Annotated in this window: 15 protein-coding genes; 5 read left to right on the top strand and 10 right to left on the bottom strand. The window is 45.4% G+C overall.

Annotated elements, in window-relative coordinates; genetic code table 11:
• Positions 1-5 precede the first annotated feature (5 nt).
• The 5 genes from Q0852_RS03365 to Q0852_RS03345 all read right to left on the bottom strand — a co-directional run bounded on the left by Q0852_RS03365 (position 6) and on the right by Q0852_RS03345 (position 5,519).
• Complete coding sequence (locus Q0852_RS03365) at positions 6-593, bottom strand: hypothetical protein (RefSeq protein WP_299013825.1); 588 nt, start codon at positions 591-593, stop codon at positions 6-8.
• A gap of 24 nt (positions 594-617) precedes the next feature.
• A complete protein-coding gene (locus Q0852_RS03360; RefSeq protein WP_299013823.1) occupies positions 618-2,039 on the bottom strand; it encodes an FAD-dependent oxidoreductase in 1,422 nt (473 codons plus the stop codon).
• Positions 2,036-2,854, bottom strand: a complete 819-nt coding sequence (locus tag Q0852_RS03355) for an FTR1 family protein (RefSeq protein ID WP_299013821.1) — start codon at positions 2,852-2,854, stop codon at positions 2,036-2,038. Before Q0852_RS03355 ends, Q0852_RS03360 begins: the two co-directional genes overlap by 4 nt.
• A gap of 52 nt (positions 2,855-2,906) precedes the next feature.
• Positions 2,907-3,389, bottom strand: a complete 483-nt coding sequence (locus tag Q0852_RS03350) for a hypothetical protein (protein ID WP_299013818.1) — start codon at positions 3,387-3,389, stop codon at positions 2,907-2,909.
• A 108-nt stretch (positions 3,390-3,497) separates the two neighbouring features.
• A complete protein-coding gene (locus Q0852_RS03345) occupies positions 3,498-5,519 on the bottom strand; it encodes a hypothetical protein (RefSeq protein WP_299013815.1) in 2,022 nt (673 codons plus the stop codon).
• 587 nt (positions 5,520-6,106) lie between these two features.
• On the opposite strand from Q0852_RS03345, the gene Q0852_RS03340 reads away from it, so the two are divergent.
• A complete protein-coding gene (locus tag Q0852_RS03340) occupies positions 6,107-6,541 on the top strand; it encodes a phosphate-starvation-inducible PsiE family protein (RefSeq protein ID WP_299013811.1) in 435 nt (144 codons plus the stop codon).
• 379 nt (positions 6,542-6,920) lie between these two features.
• Here Q0852_RS03340 and Q0852_RS03335 read toward each other — a convergent pair whose 3' ends face one another.
• Positions 6,921-8,243: an anaerobic C4-dicarboxylate transporter gene (locus tag Q0852_RS03335; RefSeq protein WP_299013808.1), complete on the bottom strand. Its 1,323-nt coding sequence runs from the start codon at positions 8,241-8,243 to the stop codon at positions 6,921-6,923.
• Between the two features lie 262 nt (positions 8,244-8,505).
• On the bottom strand, positions 8,506-9,546 hold the full coding sequence (locus Q0852_RS03330; protein WP_299013805.1) for a metal-dependent hydrolase: 1,041 nt from the start codon (positions 9,544-9,546) through the stop codon (positions 8,506-8,508).
• A gap of 214 nt (positions 9,547-9,760) precedes the next feature.
• Between Q0852_RS03330 and Q0852_RS03325 the strand changes: the two genes are divergently transcribed.
• The gene (locus Q0852_RS03325) at positions 9,761-10,213 is read left to right on the top strand and encodes a CBS domain-containing protein (protein ID WP_299013802.1); all 453 of its coding nucleotides are present in this window, start codon (positions 9,761-9,763) and stop codon (positions 10,211-10,213) included.
• A 92-nt stretch (positions 10,214-10,305) separates the two neighbouring features.
• Here the strand turns inward: Q0852_RS03325 and Q0852_RS03320 are convergent, their stop codons facing one another.
• From Q0852_RS03320 to apbC, 3 genes are all read right to left on the bottom strand, one after another.
• Positions 10,306-12,444 (bottom strand): AsmA family protein, encoded by a 2,139-nt coding sequence (locus Q0852_RS03320; RefSeq protein ID WP_299013800.1) that lies wholly within the window; start codon positions 12,442-12,444, stop codon positions 10,306-10,308.
• A gap of 217 nt (positions 12,445-12,661) precedes the next feature.
• Positions 12,662-13,306, bottom strand: coding sequence for a uridine kinase (gene udk / locus Q0852_RS03315; protein ID WP_299013798.1), 645 nt, complete (start codon positions 13,304-13,306; stop codon positions 12,662-12,664).
• A 205-nt stretch (positions 13,307-13,511) separates the two neighbouring features.
• On the bottom strand, positions 13,512-14,603 hold the full coding sequence (gene apbC, locus Q0852_RS03310) for an iron-sulfur cluster carrier protein ApbC (protein WP_299014303.1): 1,092 nt from the start codon (positions 14,601-14,603) through the stop codon (positions 13,512-13,514).
• A 344-nt stretch (positions 14,604-14,947) separates the two neighbouring features.
• On the opposite strand from apbC, the gene metG reads away from it, so the two are divergent.
• The 3 genes from metG to Q0852_RS03295 all read left to right on the top strand — a co-directional run bounded on the left by metG (position 14,948) and on the right by Q0852_RS03295 (position 20,020).
• Positions 14,948-16,993, top strand: a complete 2,046-nt coding sequence (gene metG / locus Q0852_RS03305) for a methionine--tRNA ligase (RefSeq protein ID WP_299013795.1) — start codon at positions 14,948-14,950, stop codon at positions 16,991-16,993.
• 620 nt (positions 16,994-17,613) lie between these two features.
• Positions 17,614-18,936: a dicarboxylate/amino acid:cation symporter gene (locus Q0852_RS03300; RefSeq protein WP_299013792.1), complete on the top strand. Its 1,323-nt coding sequence runs from the start codon at positions 17,614-17,616 to the stop codon at positions 18,934-18,936.
• Positions 18,937-19,159: 223 nt separating this feature from the next.
• The gene (locus Q0852_RS03295; RefSeq protein ID WP_299013789.1) at positions 19,160-20,020 is read left to right on the top strand and encodes a hypothetical protein; all 861 of its coding nucleotides are present in this window, start codon (positions 19,160-19,162) and stop codon (positions 20,018-20,020) included.
• The last annotated feature ends 62 nt before the right edge of the window (positions 20,021-20,082 follow it).

Raw genomic sequence — 20,082 nt, 5'->3', positions numbered from 1 at the left:
GCTTGCTACTTCAAAGTACTGATTGTTTCAATCAACAGTTCGCGCTGTTGCTTGAAAACCTCAGGATCAGCCGGCGCTTGCCCAACCCCAAAAACGCCTGGGTTTCCAATCGCATTCAGAACTCCCTGAATAGCTGTTGTCGCTTGCTGTCTTTGGCCTTCATCTAGCTTTGGCATAAGCAAATCAAGAAACAGTTTACTTTTGACGACCAGTACCTTCGCAACCTGATAGTCACCCAGGTTCTTCCCTGCTCCGTCTAAGCGACGGATGATCTCTTCAATCACGGCACGATCCATTACCGCTTCTACCCCGGCAGCATCTTTATTTTCCAAAGCCAGCGCCATTGGCGTCTGCAAATCGACCTGGTGCTCCTTGAGTAGATAGACAAACTCTTCCTGTAGGTCATCCGCAGCTACTTTTGCCGCCGCAAAATCATTATTAGACAGCGCCATCAATATTGCCTCTCGCCCATCGATCACCGGCTCTTTCCCTGCGGCGGCATACGAATATGCGTAACTGGATGCACTAAACATCATTCCCAGAGACAGGACTAACAATGTACGCAACACGCGAATAAATGTTATTGGTTTCATTCATTTCTCCATGTACAAGCGGTATCAGGCGACACTCTGAACTTCAATCACAGTTTTCTCATTGCGGAAATCAAAAATCTCACGCCGACGCTCCTTTCCATCAATTACAGACTGCGCAGCCATCATTCCCATTTCCATTGCTGTATCAGTAAAGATGTAGCGGAAAGTGCCCTGACGGCCAGTCATGATAAGATTGTCAAACTGAGACAAATGTATGATCGCCTTCTCACGCTTATCCTGATACGGCATATCCATCAACGGATAAGCATGCTCGGTGTACGAAGTAAAGTACTCACCCGTTACCAGCTTCGACTCAACCCCAAGAGAGTCAAGATCACGCAATACCCGTTGCTGGAGGCGTTCACCATCCATCGACCACACCTCATCTCCCTTGTTACAAGGAATTTCAATCATCACCGAAGAGTGTCCTTCCGGCGCCATGAATGACGAACGGCGCTTTGGCTCCTGCAATCGGGTACCCAGTATTTCCGGATCGGAAAGGTACTGCCAGGTATTATCAGAAATATTTTCTGTTTCCATCGGCATATTAATGAAACGCAGCGCCCTGAACTCCAGCCCACTATCAAAGCCGGTCAGCTTACACATCAGTGGCAGCGGCAATGTTGAAATCACCTGATCACAGGAAAGGATCTGTTCTTTGCCCTGGTGGTTATACATTACAGATTCAATCTGGTTATCAGCATCAATATTCAAACCACAAACGTCACTGTTAAGAACGATCTCAACACCTTTCTTTTCCAGCTCCTCAGCAAGACGAGTATAAAGCTGTCCAAAGCCCCACTTAGGATAACGATACTGGCGGGCATAAGTCCGAACCGATGAACGGCGCCCCGGCAGCAAACGGCGAGCAACATCTTTAAGGTCAATCAGACTGATACGCTGGGAAGCCCAGTCACCAGAAAGAAAAGCAGGATCAATCCCCCACAGTTTAGCGGTATAGCCTTCAAAGAAATGCTTATACAAGGTGGTGCCAAAGCGGCTTTCAATCCACTCGGCAAAACTAACCGTCGACTGATCCTGCGGCTTGGATTTGAAAAACTGCTTACCAAGATCAATTGCGCCGCCCACCAGCAAAGGTAAAGGTGCGTTTTTGATCAGATCCAGCATTGCCAGCGGGTATTGATAAATTCGACTACGATAGCGAATCACGCTTTTACGCTGGGCATAGAGCAATTCATCACCCATCAACGTATCAACAAAGTCCAGCAACTTAGGATTTTTTGTAATGAAGCGATGACCGCCAAAATCAAAGCGATACTCACCATGCTTGCCGCTGAACGTCTGCGTTGCACACATCCCGCCGACATGATCATCCCGTTCAATTACAGTGACCTGATATCCGGCTTCAACCAGTTCCCACGCCGCCATCAGGCCCGCGGGCCCAGCCCCGAGCACTGCGATATGTTTGCTAGAAGAGATACTCATGCTTGCTTATAACCTCGGTTCCAGAAAAAGATAAATGTCAGTAAATAACCGCCCCAAACGACCAGCTGTAATAAGCCAGGGGATGAGTTATAGCCAAACAAGGCCCGCAAGAAAGTGCCAAATACACCACGGTCATCAAGAATATGTGAGATATCAAAAAGCTGGGCATGGATAATCGGTAACACATGCGCCGCCTGCAACATATTGATTGCTGATGAGAGTAAACCAGCCGCGATAATGATAATTAGCAGGCTTGTCCAGCGGAAAAACTCGCGGAGTGGCACATTGCGGGTACTTTTCAGCATCATCCAAACCAGCACAATAGACAGGACTAATCCAGAAATAGCGCCAATCAGGGCATCCTGAGTACTGAACTCACCAAAATTCGAATACATCAAGGCAGAGAAGAACAAGATAGTCTCAAAACCTTCACGCAACACAGCCAGTGTCGATAACAACACCAACCCAAATAAGTTGCCGGTACTGACCATATCTGTCAGTTCCCTTTGCATCTGAGCAACCTGATTTTTTGCCTGCTTTTGCATCCAGACAGCCATATAGGTCAATACAACTGTGGCGAATATCAGGATCCCGGCCATCAAATAGTTGCGATAAAGTTCATTGCTGAACTGATCGACAACAACCTGGAAAACAACGGCTACCACAAGAGAAAGCAGTAAACCAACAAACACGCCTAGGTAAATAAATTTGTTAAAACGACGGGCATTTAACTTGGCGAGATACGACAAGGCAATACCCACCAGTAAAAAGGCCTCTAACCCTTCACGCAGGGTTATTAAGAAACTGGCTAACATGAGCTCCCCAATAATAATTAATTCAATATATTACGGCCTGTTACGGCTCTTATCAGTTAAAAAACTTCTTTATATTCAATACGCTCCAGCGCATGGCATGACGAAACACTAGAGGGGCCAGCAACCACGACGAGTAAAAATGCACGTCCTGGATAGCCTCCCCCAGAGGATTTCCGGGCGTGCCATAGAAGAACAAGTAAAAACCACTCAGGCAGCAAGCCATAAGTAACCACTCAATTGCAGTCCCTGTCTGACGTAAAAAAGACTTTTTACTCGAAGTAATCAGACGCCGGTGAGCCCCCCAGAAAGCCCCGACAATAACAGTAAATAAAGTGGCGCCGACCAGCATATGAACCAGTAATGTCCAGCGCTCGATTTTCCAACTCACACTTACCGTATCCCACAGCAACAAGCCACTGAAAAACATCAGATAAAGCAATGATTCAGCCCATTTATGACGATAAGCCAAACGATGCCACCATTGGCTAAACCTACCACCAAGAGGCTTTTTAACCGAACTCAGAGATACTGACATAACAACCTTCAAACAGCAGAACGCTTCATTATTCAGCGGTAATAAATAGATACGACAAAGGCAGCGATTCAATATCGCTGCCTAATCGGTTTCAGGATTGCTTACCGTTTATTTAACACTGACTTTGTTAGCCATAGTCATTGCGGTACCGAACTTACCGCCGGAAGCAATGATCTGGTGGACACCGTCTTCATCGGTATCGGTAGCGTTACTACCTTTGATCTGGTTTTCACCAGAATCGCCCATCCACTCAGCAAGCTGCATACCGCCGTTAATAACACCGCGGAACCAACTTACATAACGATCTGTCAGTACTTTCAACTCAAGCGCTGGCTCATTTTCACCTTCTTCATTTTTCAGGTGAAGAATTGCCTCACGCAGGCCGCCGGAAATAGCTGCTGCAGTATAAGGAGTGTGGATTGTTGCTTTACCCGGTACGGCAGACCATGTGTTGATTTTTTTATCAAACATGTTTTTCTCTACCGCCAGATAGATTGAACGCGCTGCCTGCTTGTACTTCACATCATCAGTAGCAAGGTATGCCGCAACCAAGCCACGAATAGCCGCAAACTGTGCATCCAGCGACTTGTCTTTATTTAGCTTGTTCACGGTATTCAGCGTCAGACCGTCAAAGACCAGACCATCTTTGCCTACCAGCTGGTTAATAATGAAGTCAGCCTGTCCTTTGATCATTGCCAGCGCATCTTTACCCGCAGCTGTTTTCAGATCGACATCACCAGATTCTGCTGACGCGTAACCTACCGGCAGAGCATCTTTTGCACGCTGGTAGATAGACAGAGCTACGATAGAATATGCAGCATCGTACGTATCAACCTTGTTTCCTTGCTGGCCGCCTTTGTATTCAGTAACAAAAGTACCTTGCTCTTTGTTGTAATGCAGAGCCGCAATGTTCTTGAACAATAGGTTAGAAATATTGTTTGCAAGTGAGAATGCATCGCCAGCAACTACGTCATTGTTTTCATTTGCATCAATATTTTCCTTAGGCGCGGCCGCAAACGGCGCACCATCAAATACAGCCAGGAATGCCGGGTTCTGGCCGCTATTCGCTGTACGCTGATCACTGAATGCAAAGAATTCAGCAACAGGCCATAGCACTGACCAGGTATCACGCAGTGTTGAAGCACTGTCGGTTACTTTCAGACCCGCAATAGATTTAACACCATTATTGGTACCTTCGGTCACGGCTACCTTATGAGCAAACCAGATAGGACCTTTGGCTGGGTCATAGTCCGGGCCAAATTTAACGCCCAGTTTCTTACCATCAAAGCCAAGCTGCTGTTGCATGATTTGCAGCTTATCAATAGACATTTCAGTCAACATCATGCCGTTAAAGCCATCAGCAGCAGAAACACCCAGGCTGTGTTTGCCATCGTGATCCATCGTTGCTGAATCCGCCTCAACTTCTTCATCAGTTTCAGTTACGTGCATGCCACCCAGGAAGTCTTGCGACCACATCACTTCTTTCAACAAAATGCTGCCAGTTGCCGCAGGATTGAATGACTTGTCAAAGGTCGTCTCATCCCATGCCAGAGACTTATAGTCACGGAAATAAGCAGGAACAACCGTTTGAACCGTTTTGCTCGTGCCTTTTGCTGTCACGATCTCCACTTCATCACCGTTTACCGTGGTGGTATCAGGCTTTTGTGCAAACTCAGGACTACCTGACATATATGGGATGGAAATCGGATACATATTCTGCGGGACTTCACTCGCCGGGAAGCCTACTGCACCAGCCATCTCAATAACACGCTTTCCCAGATCTGCCATCTGACCACCACGCGCACTGTTAACCGGTCCATTAACTAAATGCGGACCCATTGTCGACTGATAATTAAGCGCATACATCGCTTCTTCAGAATATTCGTAGCTTTCAATACCAGCGGCAAAATCAAAAGGAGTCGGGTCATTGGCTACATTTGGATCAAGTACGTCAAGATCCAAGCCAAGCGATTCGGCTAACGGTTCACCCGACAGCTCAAACTCGGTGTAGGCTAAAAAGTTACCGGCTGGTTGATGTGTTTTATCTAATACTTCCACTTTTGCCGTAGCACTGGCTGCCGACGCGAAAACAGCGGTAGCAACAGCGATACTAAGAACTGACTTCTTCACTACTTTTCCTTCTAGTTTTATCCATTTACATCGAAAGCAAATTGCTTTTCATCGTTGGACGAAGACCTTAACGAGAACGATTTGCATTCTATATGTTTCAAAATGTAAATGTAAATAAAAATATCAATAACGATAGTAATTGCTATTTCGATTCTTGATCGAGATCAACATCCAACAAAATGACCATACATATAATAAGGGAATTAATTCGCATAACTTACCGCTCACTTTTCAAACAACCACTTACATCTAATGAATCTCCTTACTACGAGTTTCCGTTGATAACAGTGTGTCTACAACAGCCACAATTAATCCGCTTTTATCACTGCATTTACGATAGATATTAAAAAGGCTCGTACTCGAAGTCAGTCTGCACTTAAGAAATGTAGAGGGTGAGTTGCTTATAATACGTTCAATACCATAAGGTACTGACACTAATTTCTTTTCATTTTTCCCTTTTAGTTCCCACTGAAATATCCGCTTATATAATAAAGGTATTAATAATATCCCTATGCAACCTCTAGATGCGTGCTTCAAAATGAGGTTGCCGGGTAAAAAACAATCATCTTGCGCTTAAGGAATTTCCAATGCCTTCAAACCTGCCTAAAGGCTTCAGCAGCAAATTTTTAAAATTGTTCCACATTCTGGAAGCTATTTTGCTGGTAGCAATAACGTTTGCCACGATTGCAGCTATGCTCAGTGAATTTGTTCATGTCTATATGAATAAAGAAATCAAGCTAACCGATATCTTGCTGATGTTTATCTATCTGGAAGTGCTGGCTATGGTCCAGCAATTTATTACCAACGGTAAAATCCCAGTCCGATACCCGATTTACATCGCGATTATGGCTATCGCGCGCTATATCACTTTGGGAATGAAAGAACTCGACGGACTGTTTGTGGTTTGGTTGTCCTTGGCGGCTTTTATTCTTGCAGCTGCAACGTTAATTATCCGAATTGGTCATCATTACTGGCCATACGAAGTCGTTACCGATCCCAATAAAACCCAGCCAGAAGACTAATTCACACCAGCAACATACAAAAAGGGAGCCTCGGCTCCCTTTTCATTTTTAAAATACTGCTAATGGCATTATTGTCTGACAACTTTCTGATGTTTCTTTTTATAAAAATTCATTGCCCGTTCCACTGCTCTTTCATGCATCTTTGCTCTCAACTTCTCAAAATCATTCTTTTTATTCATAGCCGACCTCACTAATGCAACATAAGCATTCAAATCATATAAACAACTCTAGTCTATAATCATGAGTTATATAGCTTTTTATAAATTTAGAAAACGAAGAAACTCACAAGTGAAACCTAGCGCACAAAATCAACTCTAAGGCATAAAAAATGCCAGTCAAATCTAACTGACTGGCATTGAAATTTATTAAAAATAGTTACTTATACAATAACCTGGGCGATGGTGTAACCAATCGTACAAGCTGATACTACACCAATCAGACCTGGAACCATGAAACTGTGGTTGAAATACCATTTACCAATTTTTGTAGTACCCGTGACATCAAAGTTACAAGTTGCAATATCAGACGGATAGTTAGGAATGAAGAAGTAACCATAGGTTGCAGGCATCAAACCTATCAGTAGCGCAGGGTTCAACCCCATAGCAATACCAACAGGCAACATCATACGCGCCGTCGCTGCCTGGCTGTTAACCACGACAGAAACAATGAACAGTGCCAGTGCAAACGTCCATGGGTAATCCTGAACCATCTCCGTAATACCAGACTTGAACGAAGGCATTGCATACTGGAAGTACGTATCACTCATCCACGCAATACCGAAGATAGCGATAGCCGCAACCATACCAGACTTAAAGACGACCCCTTCAGGCACTTTCTGCACATTGGTACGGGTTACCAGCAGAATCAAACCACCGAATGCCAGCATCATCATCTGAATAATTACAGACATTTTAATTGGCTTAGCTTCGCCTATCGTACGGATCTCTGGCACCATTGCCACCACCACAATAGACGCCAGTGCTAGAATGAACAGCAATACCGCATGCTTAGCAGATGCAGGCAACTTCTCATCCAGTGAAGTCGATGTCGTGTGCAGGATCTGATCTCGCCATAGCGGATCACGCAAACGGCGCTGATATTCAAGGTCGTCTTTCAGCTCAGTACCACGGCGCAAGCTATATAGTGACAGTAGCAGCGTACCGCACAGCGTTGACGGCACGGTTACCATCAAAATACTTAGCAGATGAAGATTATCATGAAGACCTGATAACTGCGCAAGGTAGTAAACAACAGCTGCCGAAATCGGACTCGCGGTGATAGCCAGCTGAGAAGCGACAGAAGAGGCCGCCATCGGACGCTCAGGCCGAATACCGTTCTTAAGCGCAACATCACCGATGATTGGCATAATTGAATATACTGCGTGGCCAGTACCCAGCATAAAAGTCATTGTATAGGTAACCAGAGGACCTAAAAATGTCACACGCTTGGGATTACTACGCAGAATACGTTCTGCCACTTGCAGCATGTACTTAAGGCCGCCCGCAGCCTCAAGGATCGATGCACAAGTTACCACAGCCAGGATAATCAGCATTACCGTGATCGGCGGCGATGTCGGCGGCATGCGGAAAATAAAAACTTCAACCAACAGGCCAAGACCAGACACAACACCCAGACCAATACCACCAAAGCGGCTACCTGCATACAACACGAGAAGGAGGAATAAGAATTCCAAATACAGCATACTCGTTATCTCCCTATATCGAAAAATGCGGATCTCACAACGAGACCACCAATACTTTAGGAGTAGATTGCCTACAGTAAGCTGCTTTGCTATTGACAGAAATCAAATACCTTCAGCTATTAATCACTGGCTCAATGATATGTGAAGACCACCTTATAAATGCCGTACCGTAAAGATATGTGTGCTACAACTTCGCCTGCATATATTCACTGAATATTCAATACTATGCAACATCCTGAAACACGGTTTTCTCGTGCCAAGATCATACACCTGTATTCTCTAGCCTTGGACACTCATTGATATGACACAAATTTACATCAATGTCCTGATTGCCCAGCAACCTCAACCACAATGCCGGCAGATGTTTCGGTCTGACCCTGGGACCTTCCAGCTTAAGAGGATCCACAGAATTCCACATACCCTCTCCATTTTGACTGGCGAGAACAAACTGGAAAGGTAAATAGTCAGCCAACCCTAATCGTAAATCAGTCACCTTTAGCCGACTTCCGACCTGTTCGTATTTCAAAAATTTCTGGGTAAAGCTTTCAAGCATCTTCAGGTGCTCCGGTTTTTCCGCCAGCGTCCAGTGGCCACGCTCCTTAGCGATAAAATCAATATCCGTTTGCTCATCAAGCAGCGAAGTAAGCCCTTCTAAATAGGTATCGCCATTGAGCACCACCACCCGCCAAAGAATCGTATTAACTGGTGTCGGGGTAATAAATACAGGACTGTCTGCCAGTGACGTATGCGCAAGCTGATCCCGAACCCTTTCTTCAACGATATTCAATGCAACAACCGACCAGACCAAATAACCGCAAGACATGATCAAACCGAGACGGCACAACCTCGCCATTCGTTCACGCCACATCAAACTGACAATAAGCATCATCAGCAAAGGGAGGGTGTACAAGGGATCAATAATGAAAATACTCGAGACCGCCACACTCACAGGAAGAGGCCATAAAACCTGCGTACCATAAGACGTAAAGGCATCCAATAAAGGATGCGTGATCAGGCAAGCTGAAATCAGAAACCACAATTGCAACAGGCTAAATCGAGTTTGACGCCACTTCTGCATACCAATAGCAAGTACCGCAGAAAACGGAACCAGTACTAATAATGAGTGACTGAATCCACGGTGTTTCACCATATCCGAAACAGGATCACCGTAACTAAGGAAAACATCAAGATCAGGCAATGTGCCCAACGCAGCCCCGGCCAAAAGGATCTTTGGCGAACATTTTTTACCGGCAACAGCACCGGCAACCACTGCACCTAACGCCGCCTGAGTAACTGAATCCAAGAAAACCTCCTAATTAGCCTGATTGGGATTATTGACTGGCTATATCTTGCTAAACTGGCAAACCATATCAGATCCCAACCGTTCAAGAATAGAGACTCTGCATAGAAGTAAAGTAAACAAAAGTAAAAGTACGGGGCCGGTCGCAGTTCATTTGTGTTCAATTCGCTACTTTAAATCAGGCAACATCAATTCACTCTGACAAAGGGAAGATGCAATGCCAACAAAAGTTTCTGAATACATGACACGCAAAGTCATTACCATCCAGCCAGAGTCCGGCCTCCGTGAAGCTTTCTTTATCATGCGCGACGAAGCCATTCGCCACCTCCCCGTAACCAATGATGAGGGCGAACTGATCGGCATTGTCAGCGATCGTGAGTTACGACGGCCAGGCTGGGTAGATGAGTCACCGGACATTGGTCATGAATATGATCTGACTAATGATTTGCATATCGGCGATGTCATGATCAGAGATGTCATTCACGTCCGCACCTACGATACGCTAACCAAGGCTGTCGGCACGATCCTTGACCATAATATCGGAGCAGCTCCGGTGCTCAACAAAACCGGTGAACTGGTAGGAATGCTATCATCGGTCGACTTGCTAAAAGCCTTCCAGACTACATTAGAGTCACAGAAATCCATTAAGAAGAAAAAAACGAACGCCTGACCGTACTTATGTCCGAAATAAGACAGACAGCAATGAAAATGGCTTGCTACCAGAGCAAGCCTTTTATTCTGAAAAATGCAGAGTCGAAAAACTTAGTTAAACAATCCTTTTAGCAATTTATCTGCAGCTTTCTTGATTTCGTCATCTTTGGCTTTATCACCTAATAACTTCTCAAGACCTCGCTCAACTTCCTTATGTGCTTTCTTTTCCAGCTGGTTATTTTGTTTTAGTAGCTTAGCCAGATTCAGCGAGAATTTCGGCTCACTCCAGTTACCTTTGACATCAATTGGCACCGTCAAATCTGCCACTTCATCAATATCTTTACCGCCCTGCCCCTTGCTGGTTGCTACAACCGATGTACTAATCGTGAAATCCACAACCTCATTTATAAGGTTTGTCTCACCAGCTCCGTCAATACGCAGCAATGGCGAGTCGACATCAAGGTTATTCGTCGATGCCTTGCCGGAGCCCAGCTTCAACGTAGCTGTCATAGAGGAGAAATCAGTTTTTCTCTCTTCTTTCACATACTCAGCTTTCTTACCTTTCAGCTTTGCCTTCGCTTCACGGATCATCTCAGGAATATTGACGCCATAGATAGCCCCATCGGCAAAATTAATGTCAACCGTACCAGCGACATTTTCACGAATGCGTTTTTCAGCTAACCCTGTACCTGCCAGGCTCACAGTAATATCACCTTTACCGGCCAGTACGTCTTTATCTGCTAAATCAATCAATAAAGGCTGTACCTGTACTCCACGGATCTGCTTACTTACCTTATAAGTAGGAAGCTTACCATTAGCATTAATTGTTGCCTTTGCCTTAATGCTGCCTTCGTAAAGATTGGCATCTAGCTGTTTCACCGTCAGCACACCTTTAGCAACTTTCATATCCAACTGGACATTTTGCAATTTGGCATTAGCCGCTTTCAGTTTGCCCAACTCAACCGTACCAGCAACATCCAGAGTTTTAAGTACAGAGAGATCCGGCTCCGAGTCTGAAGGGGCCTTTGTAGCCGTTGCGGTAGAACCTTGTTCTTCACCCGTTGAAGAGGTCTGCGTCTCTTCTTTGTTTGCTTTATCCAGACCAAGGAACGCATCAAGGTCAATATCGTCGCTCTTGATCGCAAAACGGATCACCGGCACATCGGCACTCTTGAATGAACCCTGGCCATTTAGGCCAATCTCATCAATATCAGCTCTAAACTGCTTCAGAGTGGCCATAGCCTGCTTAACGTCATAGTCAGCATCAGCTGCCAATTTCACCGCCATTTCAGGACGAGGTAAAGCAGCCCCCTTCAATCCTGATGCCAGTGCCAGCCCCTGTAATTGGACAAAATCCATCGCTTCATTGAGTTTGAAACGGGTTTCCCCCTTGGCATCAAAGACCAAATCCGGTACTTGCCCCTTGGCACTAAACGTTATCAAAGACCATTCACCAATCTTGAATTTATCCAGGCCCAAAGTTAAAGCCGAAATATCATTCACCGAGTCTTTAACTGTCGCCGATAGTTGCAGGTTTTTCAACTCTGCATTATTGAACTCCGGCAGAATAAATAGTTCCGTAGCTCCCTTGGCTGAGAAATTCAGCTCACCACTAAGGCCTGCAACATCAAAATCCGCCTGTGCCCAATCCCCCGGTGCAAACTGACTCAGATTAAAGTTCAGGGAGGATATTGTTGTTACAGTGCCAGCCTGATCATCACGTATCTCGGCACTGGCATTCACCAATTCAATCCCTGCCAAAGTGATTGCCCATGGCTCTGCTATTTTCTGTTCCGGCTGTGAAGCCGGTTCGGTTGCTTTCATCTCTCGATTGTCCGCAGCCTCAGGCTGAGCGGCAGGCTTACCAAGATCATCCATATTTGATATGCCATCTTTACGAGTCTGGATAAATACCCGACCATCATGCAGGCTGACATGGCCAATTTCCAGCTGACGGGAAAACAGAGGCATTACCGAGACAGACAGCTCCGCACTCGCCAGCTGCACCATATTTTTCTCGGCAAAGCCCGCCGGGTTTCTGAATTCAGTTTGCCCCAAGGTAAAACCGATACTCGGAAAAAAACGCCAGCCGATATCACCACTGATCATCAAATCTCTTCCAGTGGCTTTTTTGACTTGCTCAGAAATCAATGGCTTAAACTGATTAGGGTCCACCAACGCCAGCAGGGCTCCAATCCCCACAATCACTACAAGTAAAACCGCCAACAAAGCGTACAAAAGCTTTTTCATCGTGTCCTCGTGTTATCCGTCCACATAGAGTTGATGGTGGAACAGTTATGTGCTCACCCAATTAACTTGCTAATTATGGCTTGTATTTAGGACTCAAGCCATGAGGTATATGTTTGATTAAAACAAAAAAATAGGCAGCCGTTAAGGCTGCCTATAAATTATTCTCTGTAAAACCACAGAAAAATTAAGGCTGACAATGTCAGCCTTAATATGTGCATTACGATTTCAGCAATCTTGCAATGTGCGCCTTCAAAACATCAATCGCGATTCGGTTTTTACCACCGCGAGGAACAATAATATCAGCATATTGCTTAGACGGTTCGATAAACTGCATGAACATTGGGCGTACTGTTTTCTGATACTGTTCAAGTACAGATTCCATAGTACGGTCACGTTCAGCCACGTCTCGTTGCAAACGACGAAGCAGACAGATATCAAGCGGCGTATCCATAAATACGCTTGCGTGCATGATCTCACGTAGGCGAGGATCAGTTAGTAGCAAGATACCTTCAAGGATGATCACTTTTTTAGGTGTCATCGTTGTAGTCTCTTCCAGACGAGTATGTTCGCTGTAGCTGTACTGCGGCACTTCTACAGGTTTACCTTCAACCAACAGCTGCAGGTGATCACAAAGCAGATCATGATCCAGAGCATTTGGATGGTCATAATTAGTCTTGACCCGCTCATCCATGGTCAGGTGACTTTGATCGTTATAGTAACAATCTTCCGTGATAACACCGATCTGATGATCGCCGACTTTTTCTTTTAGCTCTTTGTAGACCGTGCTGGCAATCAGACTTTTACCGGACGCAGAAGCGCCTGCGATACCGATAATTACGCATTGGTGTGAGTTTTCAGACATATCAGAAAGCACCTGTAAGACAACGTAGCGAGGTGGAAACACATATTTAAACAACTATCTAACAAAGAATAGGGAAGCAGATAGCTGTTCGAATAGGTATAAATAAACCGCATGAGTATAGAGATTTGTATGGCCAGATGCCAGTAAAAAAGCGGCATCTAGCACGTTTGATTATAAAGTCCGCATAAACATTTCAGGCAAAGGGTTACATTGTTCGAATTGTAATCTGCTCCACAACGGATTCACCCTGCCAGAACAGTCTGCTAGCCACCTGACCAGCCAGCTCGATATAAGCCAGAGCCTGTTCTGATTCAGGCGATGACGCAACCGTCGGTTTGCCATTATCAATATCTTCACGGATCTTTATATGTAAAGGCAGTTGCGCCAGCAACGGAACCGAATGTTCTGCCGCCAAGCGCTGGGCGCCCCCCGTACCAAAAATCGGTTCATGATGACCACAGTTACTGCAGATGTGGTAACTCATGTTCTCGACCACACCAACAACCGGCACCTCAACCTTATGGAACATGTTGATACCTTTAATAGCATCAGCAAGCGCCAAGTCCTGCGGAGTAGTGATCACAACCGCACCGGTCACAGGAATTTGCTGTGCCAATGTCAGCTGGATATCACCCGTACCCGGCGGCATATCAATCACCAGATAGTCCAGTTCCGGCCACCATGTCTCACTAATAATCTGCTGCAGTGCTTTCGATGCCATTGGCCCACGCCAAATCGTCGCACTGTCTGCCGGAACTAAATAGCCAACAGAATTGGTATATAAACCACAAGACTCAATCGGCAACATCATGGTGCCATTAGGTGATTGCGGCTTCTCATCGGTTGTACCCAGCATCAAAGGAACCGACGGACCATAAATATCAGCATCAAGCAAGCCAACCTTGGCACCCTGCTTTTGTAATCCGAGAGCCAGATTAACCGCAGTGGTGGATTTACCCACCCCGCCCTTGGCCGAGCTCACGGCGATAATATTTTTAACGCCTTTAATCGGTGTCTTTTCTCCGGCTGCCAGAGGCGCAACCCGGATATTGACATTGAAAATCATACTTTTAGCAACATGGCTTAACTGCTGTTGAGTAAGAATCCATTGTTCAAGAAGTTCTGCGACTGACTGCGCGGCGAAAGGCAAAGTAATCGTCACGACACCCTGAACGGATACCGATACAACATTTGGTGTATCGGCCCACTCATGATGAAGCCAGGGATGCTCGAACTGATTAAGCCAACGGCTAATATCGGCAACACTTTCAAATCGGGTCATTGAGTCACTACTCATCGTTTTTAGCGCTCCATTCTTGTTCATCACAAACATCGTACCACCAATGACTACCGACTGCTGCTACTAATACCACACATAACTAAGCTCTGGCTGCGGGAGAAAAATCCCATTTCAGCCAGATAAGACAACCTGAACGCCACCTTTAGTCACTCGCCTTAACCGACTATTTATTAACCTATTTATCCTACAAAAATATCACAATCATCGACCCAACTCGCCCAGAGAGTTTTTCCGCTCGCTAATAAGCCGATTATCACCGGATGACGCTAGGCAATAAGGCGTCCTTCAGGTACTATTTGACGCTTAGTATCTTTTACCCATCATGAGCGAAATAAGTAATTATGGCTGCAAATCCAAGAAAAATTCTGGTGACCTGCGCCCTACCGTACGCTAACGGTTCGATCCACTTGGGCCACATGCTTGAGCATGTACAAGCGGATATCTGGGTGCGCTATCAGCGCCTTCGCGGCAACGAAGTTCATTTCATCTGTGCAGACGACGCACACGGTACTCCAATCATGCTTAAGGCCCAGCAGATGGGTATGGAACCTGAGCAGATGATTGCGGAAGTGAGCAAAGAGCACCAGGCTGACTTTGCTGGCTTCGATATTAGCTTTGACAACTACCACAGCACACACTCTGAAGAGAACCGTGAACTGGCGTCATTCGTCTATACTCAGCTAAAAGAAAAAGGGTATATCACCAACCGTACTATTTCTCAGCTATTCGACCCTGAAAAAGAAATGTTCCTGCCGGACCGTTTCGTTAAAGGTACCTGTCCGAAATGTAAGGCAGAAGACCAGTACGGCGATAACTGCGACAGCTGTGGCGAAACTTACAGCCCGACAGATCTGATCGACCCAAAATCAGCAGTTTCTGGCGCAACACCTGTCATGAAAGATTCCGAGCACTTCTTCTTCGACCTGCCACAGTTTGAGGGCATGCTGAAAGAATGGACTAAATCTGGTGCGCTACAGGATGAAACTGCCAACAAAATGCAGGAATGGTTCGAGTCTGGCCTTCAGCAGTGGGACATCTCTCGTGATGCTCCATACTTCGGTTTCGAGATCCCAGGTGAAACTGGCAAATACTTTTATGTATGGCTAGATGCCCCAATCGGCTACATGGGCTCATTCAAGAACCTGTGCGACAAGCGCGATGACCTGGACTTCGACGAGTTCTGGAAAAAAGACAGCTCAACCGAACTTTACCACTTCATCGGCAAAGACATTGTTTACTTCCACAGCCTGTTCTGGCCAGCAATGCTTGAAGGCGCTGACCTACGTAAACCAAACAATGTATTCGTACACGGTTACGTAACAGTAAACGGCGCGAAAATGTCTAAGTCGAAAGGCACCTTCATCAAAGCCGGTACGTACCTGAAACACTTGGATCCGGAGTGCCTACGCTACTACTACGCTGCGAAGCTGAATAACCGTATCGATGACCTGGATCTTAACCTTGAAGACTTCACCCAGCGTGTAAACAGCGATGTGGTCAACAAGATTGTTAACCTTGCTTCTCGTAACGCAGGTTTCATCGCTAAACGTTTTGAAGGGAAACTAGCCGACAACTTTGCTGAACCAGAGCTATACGGTGAGTTTACAGCAGCAGCCGATCGCATTGCTGAACTTTACGAGAACCGTGAATACAGCCGTGCTATCCGTGAAATTACTGCGCTTGCTGACAAAGCAAACCAGTACGTTGATGAGAAAGCCCCTTGGGTTGTTGCTAAACAAGAAGGCAAAGATCAGGAACTACAGGAAATCTGCTCTGTAGGTATCAACCTGTTCCGCGTACTGATGACTTACCTGAAACCTGTTATGCCTCAGCTGGCTGAGCGTACTGAGGGCTTCCTTAATGAAACCCTGACTTGGGAAGGCATTGCGCAGCCGCTAACTGGTCACGAAGTCACTAAGTTCAAGGCGCTGTTCAACCGTATCGATCCTAAGCACGTTGAAGCGATGGTTGAAACGTCTAAAGAAGATGCCGCAGCGGAAAAAGCGGCTTCTGAAGCAGCAGCTAAACCTGCGGGCCCACTGGCTGAAGAACCAATCGAAGCTGAAATCGAGTTTGACGATTTTGCCAAAGTTGATCTTCGTATCGCAAAAATCATTTCTTGCGAGGAAGTGCCTAAAGCTAACAAGCTACTGAAACTTCAGCTAGATTTAGGCGGCGAAACCCGTCAGGTATTTGCTGGTATCAAGTCGGCTTACAGCCCTGAAGACCTCATCGGCAAACATACCGTAATGGTGGCTAACCTTAAGCCCCGTAAGATGAAGTTTGGTATGTCTGAAGGTATGGTGCTTGCAGCAGGCCCTGGCGGCAAAGATCTGTGGATCCTTGAACCACATGAAGGCGCTCAGCCTGGCATGCGCGTAATGTAAACAACGCATTGACAGCACAAAAAAGGAGCTTCGGCTCCTTTTTTTTTATGCCTTTTTAAAGACCTCGCATCCCCCACCTCTTTGCTACTCAGCCAGATATCCGCATTCGTATATACGAAAATAGCCGCAAAATGCAGAATTTAGATTAAGGTTGTTTAGGTATAAATATGAAAATTTATTCATCTGGATAGATTTACCGGTGGCAACAATTATATTTAGATATTGGCATATCATACTGTCTGAGCGCATACTCCGTTAACCTAATCATTACGATTACGCTGAATAATGGCCTTAAGGCAAATTTTCTCAGCAAATATAGATGTTAACGACTATTTTTATCTAAATGGAAAAGATCGTCATATTACGGAATACAGATCGCTGTATTTTACTTATCACAACGTTATGACTATAAAAAACGGTTAGATATCAACCGCCAGGTTAATTACAGGTTAAAAGATATGTATTCAGAACAGCATTCCGCATCGAAAAGTGTGATCTGAAACATACCTTTATATTTTGAACAGCATTTTACTTCGCCTTAACACCTAATCTACTGTTAACCTGCTCCGCGCTCTGGTGAATGATTTACAGAGTGAATAATTATAAGGAGTGTTCATTTCATGCCAACACAAAAGAAAAAAATGTCCCTAACGGGCCGAGTCATTCTCGGTATGCTGCTGGGCATCTTGACAGGATTCGCTATTCGCTCCCTTTTTGCAGAGACTTCATTTGTTCACGAATACATAGTGAATGGCCTGTTTAACGTTGGTGGTGCAATTTTCATTGCTAGCTTGAAAATGCTAGTCGTACCGCTTGTTTTCGTTTCCCTTGTATGTGGTACCAGTACTCTGAGTGATATCAGTACACTTGGCCGCCTTGGAGGGAAAACCCTGTTGTTCTATCTGACAACAACAGCTATCGCCATCACTTTGGCACTGACCATGGGTAACCTGTTCCAACCAGGATCTGGCGCAGATCTTTCTGCGGCAACAACTTTTGCCGCCAAAGAAGCCCCATCACTGGGCGATGTAATCATCGGTATGTTCCCGACAAACCCGATCAACTCGATGGCGCAAGGTAATACCCTGCAGATTATCGTATTCGCTATTTTATTCGGCGTTGCCATCAGCTCTGCCGGCAAAGCAGGTGAACGTATTGCTGATATCTTCGCAGATCTTAACGAAGTGATCATGAAGCTGGTTGCCCTACTGATGCACATTGCACCGTATGGCGTATTCTTCCTGATGGCAAAACTGTTTACAGGCATCGGTCTTGAAGCCATCTATAACCTGCTAGGCTACTTCCTAGTACTTTCGTGTACACTGCTAATCCACGGCCTTGTGGTCTACAGCACTATGCTAAAAGTATTTACCGGTCTTAGCCCGAAAACGTTCCTGAAGAAGATGGAAGACGCGATTATGTTCGCCTTCTCTACCGCTTCTTCAAATGCAACGATCCCGGTTACGATGGAAACGGCAACTAAGCGCCTTGGTGTAAGCAACCGCGTCGCTTCCTTTACGGTTCCACTCGGTGCCACCATCAACATGGACGGTACAGCTATCATGCAGGGTGTTGCGACAGCATTCATTGCCCAGGCTTTCAATATTGACCTGACAATGGGTGACTATATGGCTGTTATTGTCACCGCAACCCTGGCGTCAATTGGTACTGCTGGTGTACCAGGTGTCGGTCTGATTATGCTGGCTATGGTTCTGAACCAGGTTGGTCTCCCTGTTGAAGGTATTGCAATTATCATGGGGGTCGATCGCCTGCTTGATATGATCCGTACTGCCGTCAACATCACGGGTGACAGTGCCGTTACCTGTATCGTGGCAAAATCTGAAGGGGCGCTTGATCTAGACCGCTTCAACGATCCGGCTGCGGGCGAAAAAGAAGAGGAAGTTCATCTTCACAAGGAAGCCAAAGCCGCAAATTTTGACTAAACCTGAAACAAGTGAATAACGAAGAAAGGCTCCGAAAGGAGCCTTTTCTGCACCTAAATGATGCACATCTGCACCACTGTAGCACACTCCACTTCACCATCATTCTTCTATAAATTTAATGTTTTGATTTTAAATAGAAAATAACCATCAGAATCTTATTATTTATAGGGCATACTAATTGCAGAACTAGCCTATAGAGCATTACTAAATGCTGGAGGAAACTATGCTAGTTTTATTGCTTTCTATCTTACTCGTTGCAGGAATCTGCTTTTACAGGTATCGATGCAAGCAGAATAACTCCCGACTGCAAAAACAGTTCAATCAGGTCATCGGATTACGACAACTTATTCACCTATTGCGATTTCACCGTCGCCAAACTCATCAACTACTTAGCAATCTCCAAGTCAGTGCTCAGGATAAAATGAGCTTGAACGAATCTCAGGCAATCCAGGCTCTGATGAGAACACTCATTAATCAGGCTGAACTAGCTCATAAGCCGATGTACCGCATTTTAATGAAACGGATAACGTTACTGCTTGGCGAGTGGCCACGCTATTCATTACAACGCAACCAAATGAGCCATGGTAAAGCGATTCGTCATGTTATGTACCTCATTGATGACACCATTACCCAAGGCCTGCTTTATGCTGAGAAAGATCCACAATTTAAACACTATCAGACTATTTGGCCAATCGTACTTAATGTAATTGATAGCCTGAGCCGCTTCCGTTATGCCATTGAAAACTATCGCCCGGAGCGGGTATCCGCCCACCAAAGAGAGCTTGTCCTACACGCCAGCATTATTCACCGTAGGCTAGATCAAATAAACCAACTCAGTCATCATGCACCACCAACACTAGCTTTAGATAAACTTCGTGCTGAGTTTGATCTGATCCCGCTTCAAGACAAAAATTTATCTCAGAACAAAGAGCTGCTATACCAATATTCACTGAAGCTATCTGATACTATTTATTTACTCTTTGACATGGTGCTGATCGGTATTGCAGAAGAAATATCTGTCAACCTCCCACCAATTCCTACCGAAAACGTACAAAATACAGTCATTCGCTTGAATACGAATTAAAAACATTATAAAACCGGTCGCTTATATAAATTGACGCAATAAGTTATATAAGGACAACATAT

Source organism: uncultured Photobacterium sp. (assembly GCF_947502415.1).
In the GTDB taxonomy this organism is placed as follows: domain Bacteria; phylum Pseudomonadota; class Gammaproteobacteria; order Enterobacterales; family Vibrionaceae; genus Photobacterium.
The sequence above is the reverse complement of the archived record's forward strand: the minus strand, read 5'-3'. Positions and strand labels throughout refer to the sequence as shown.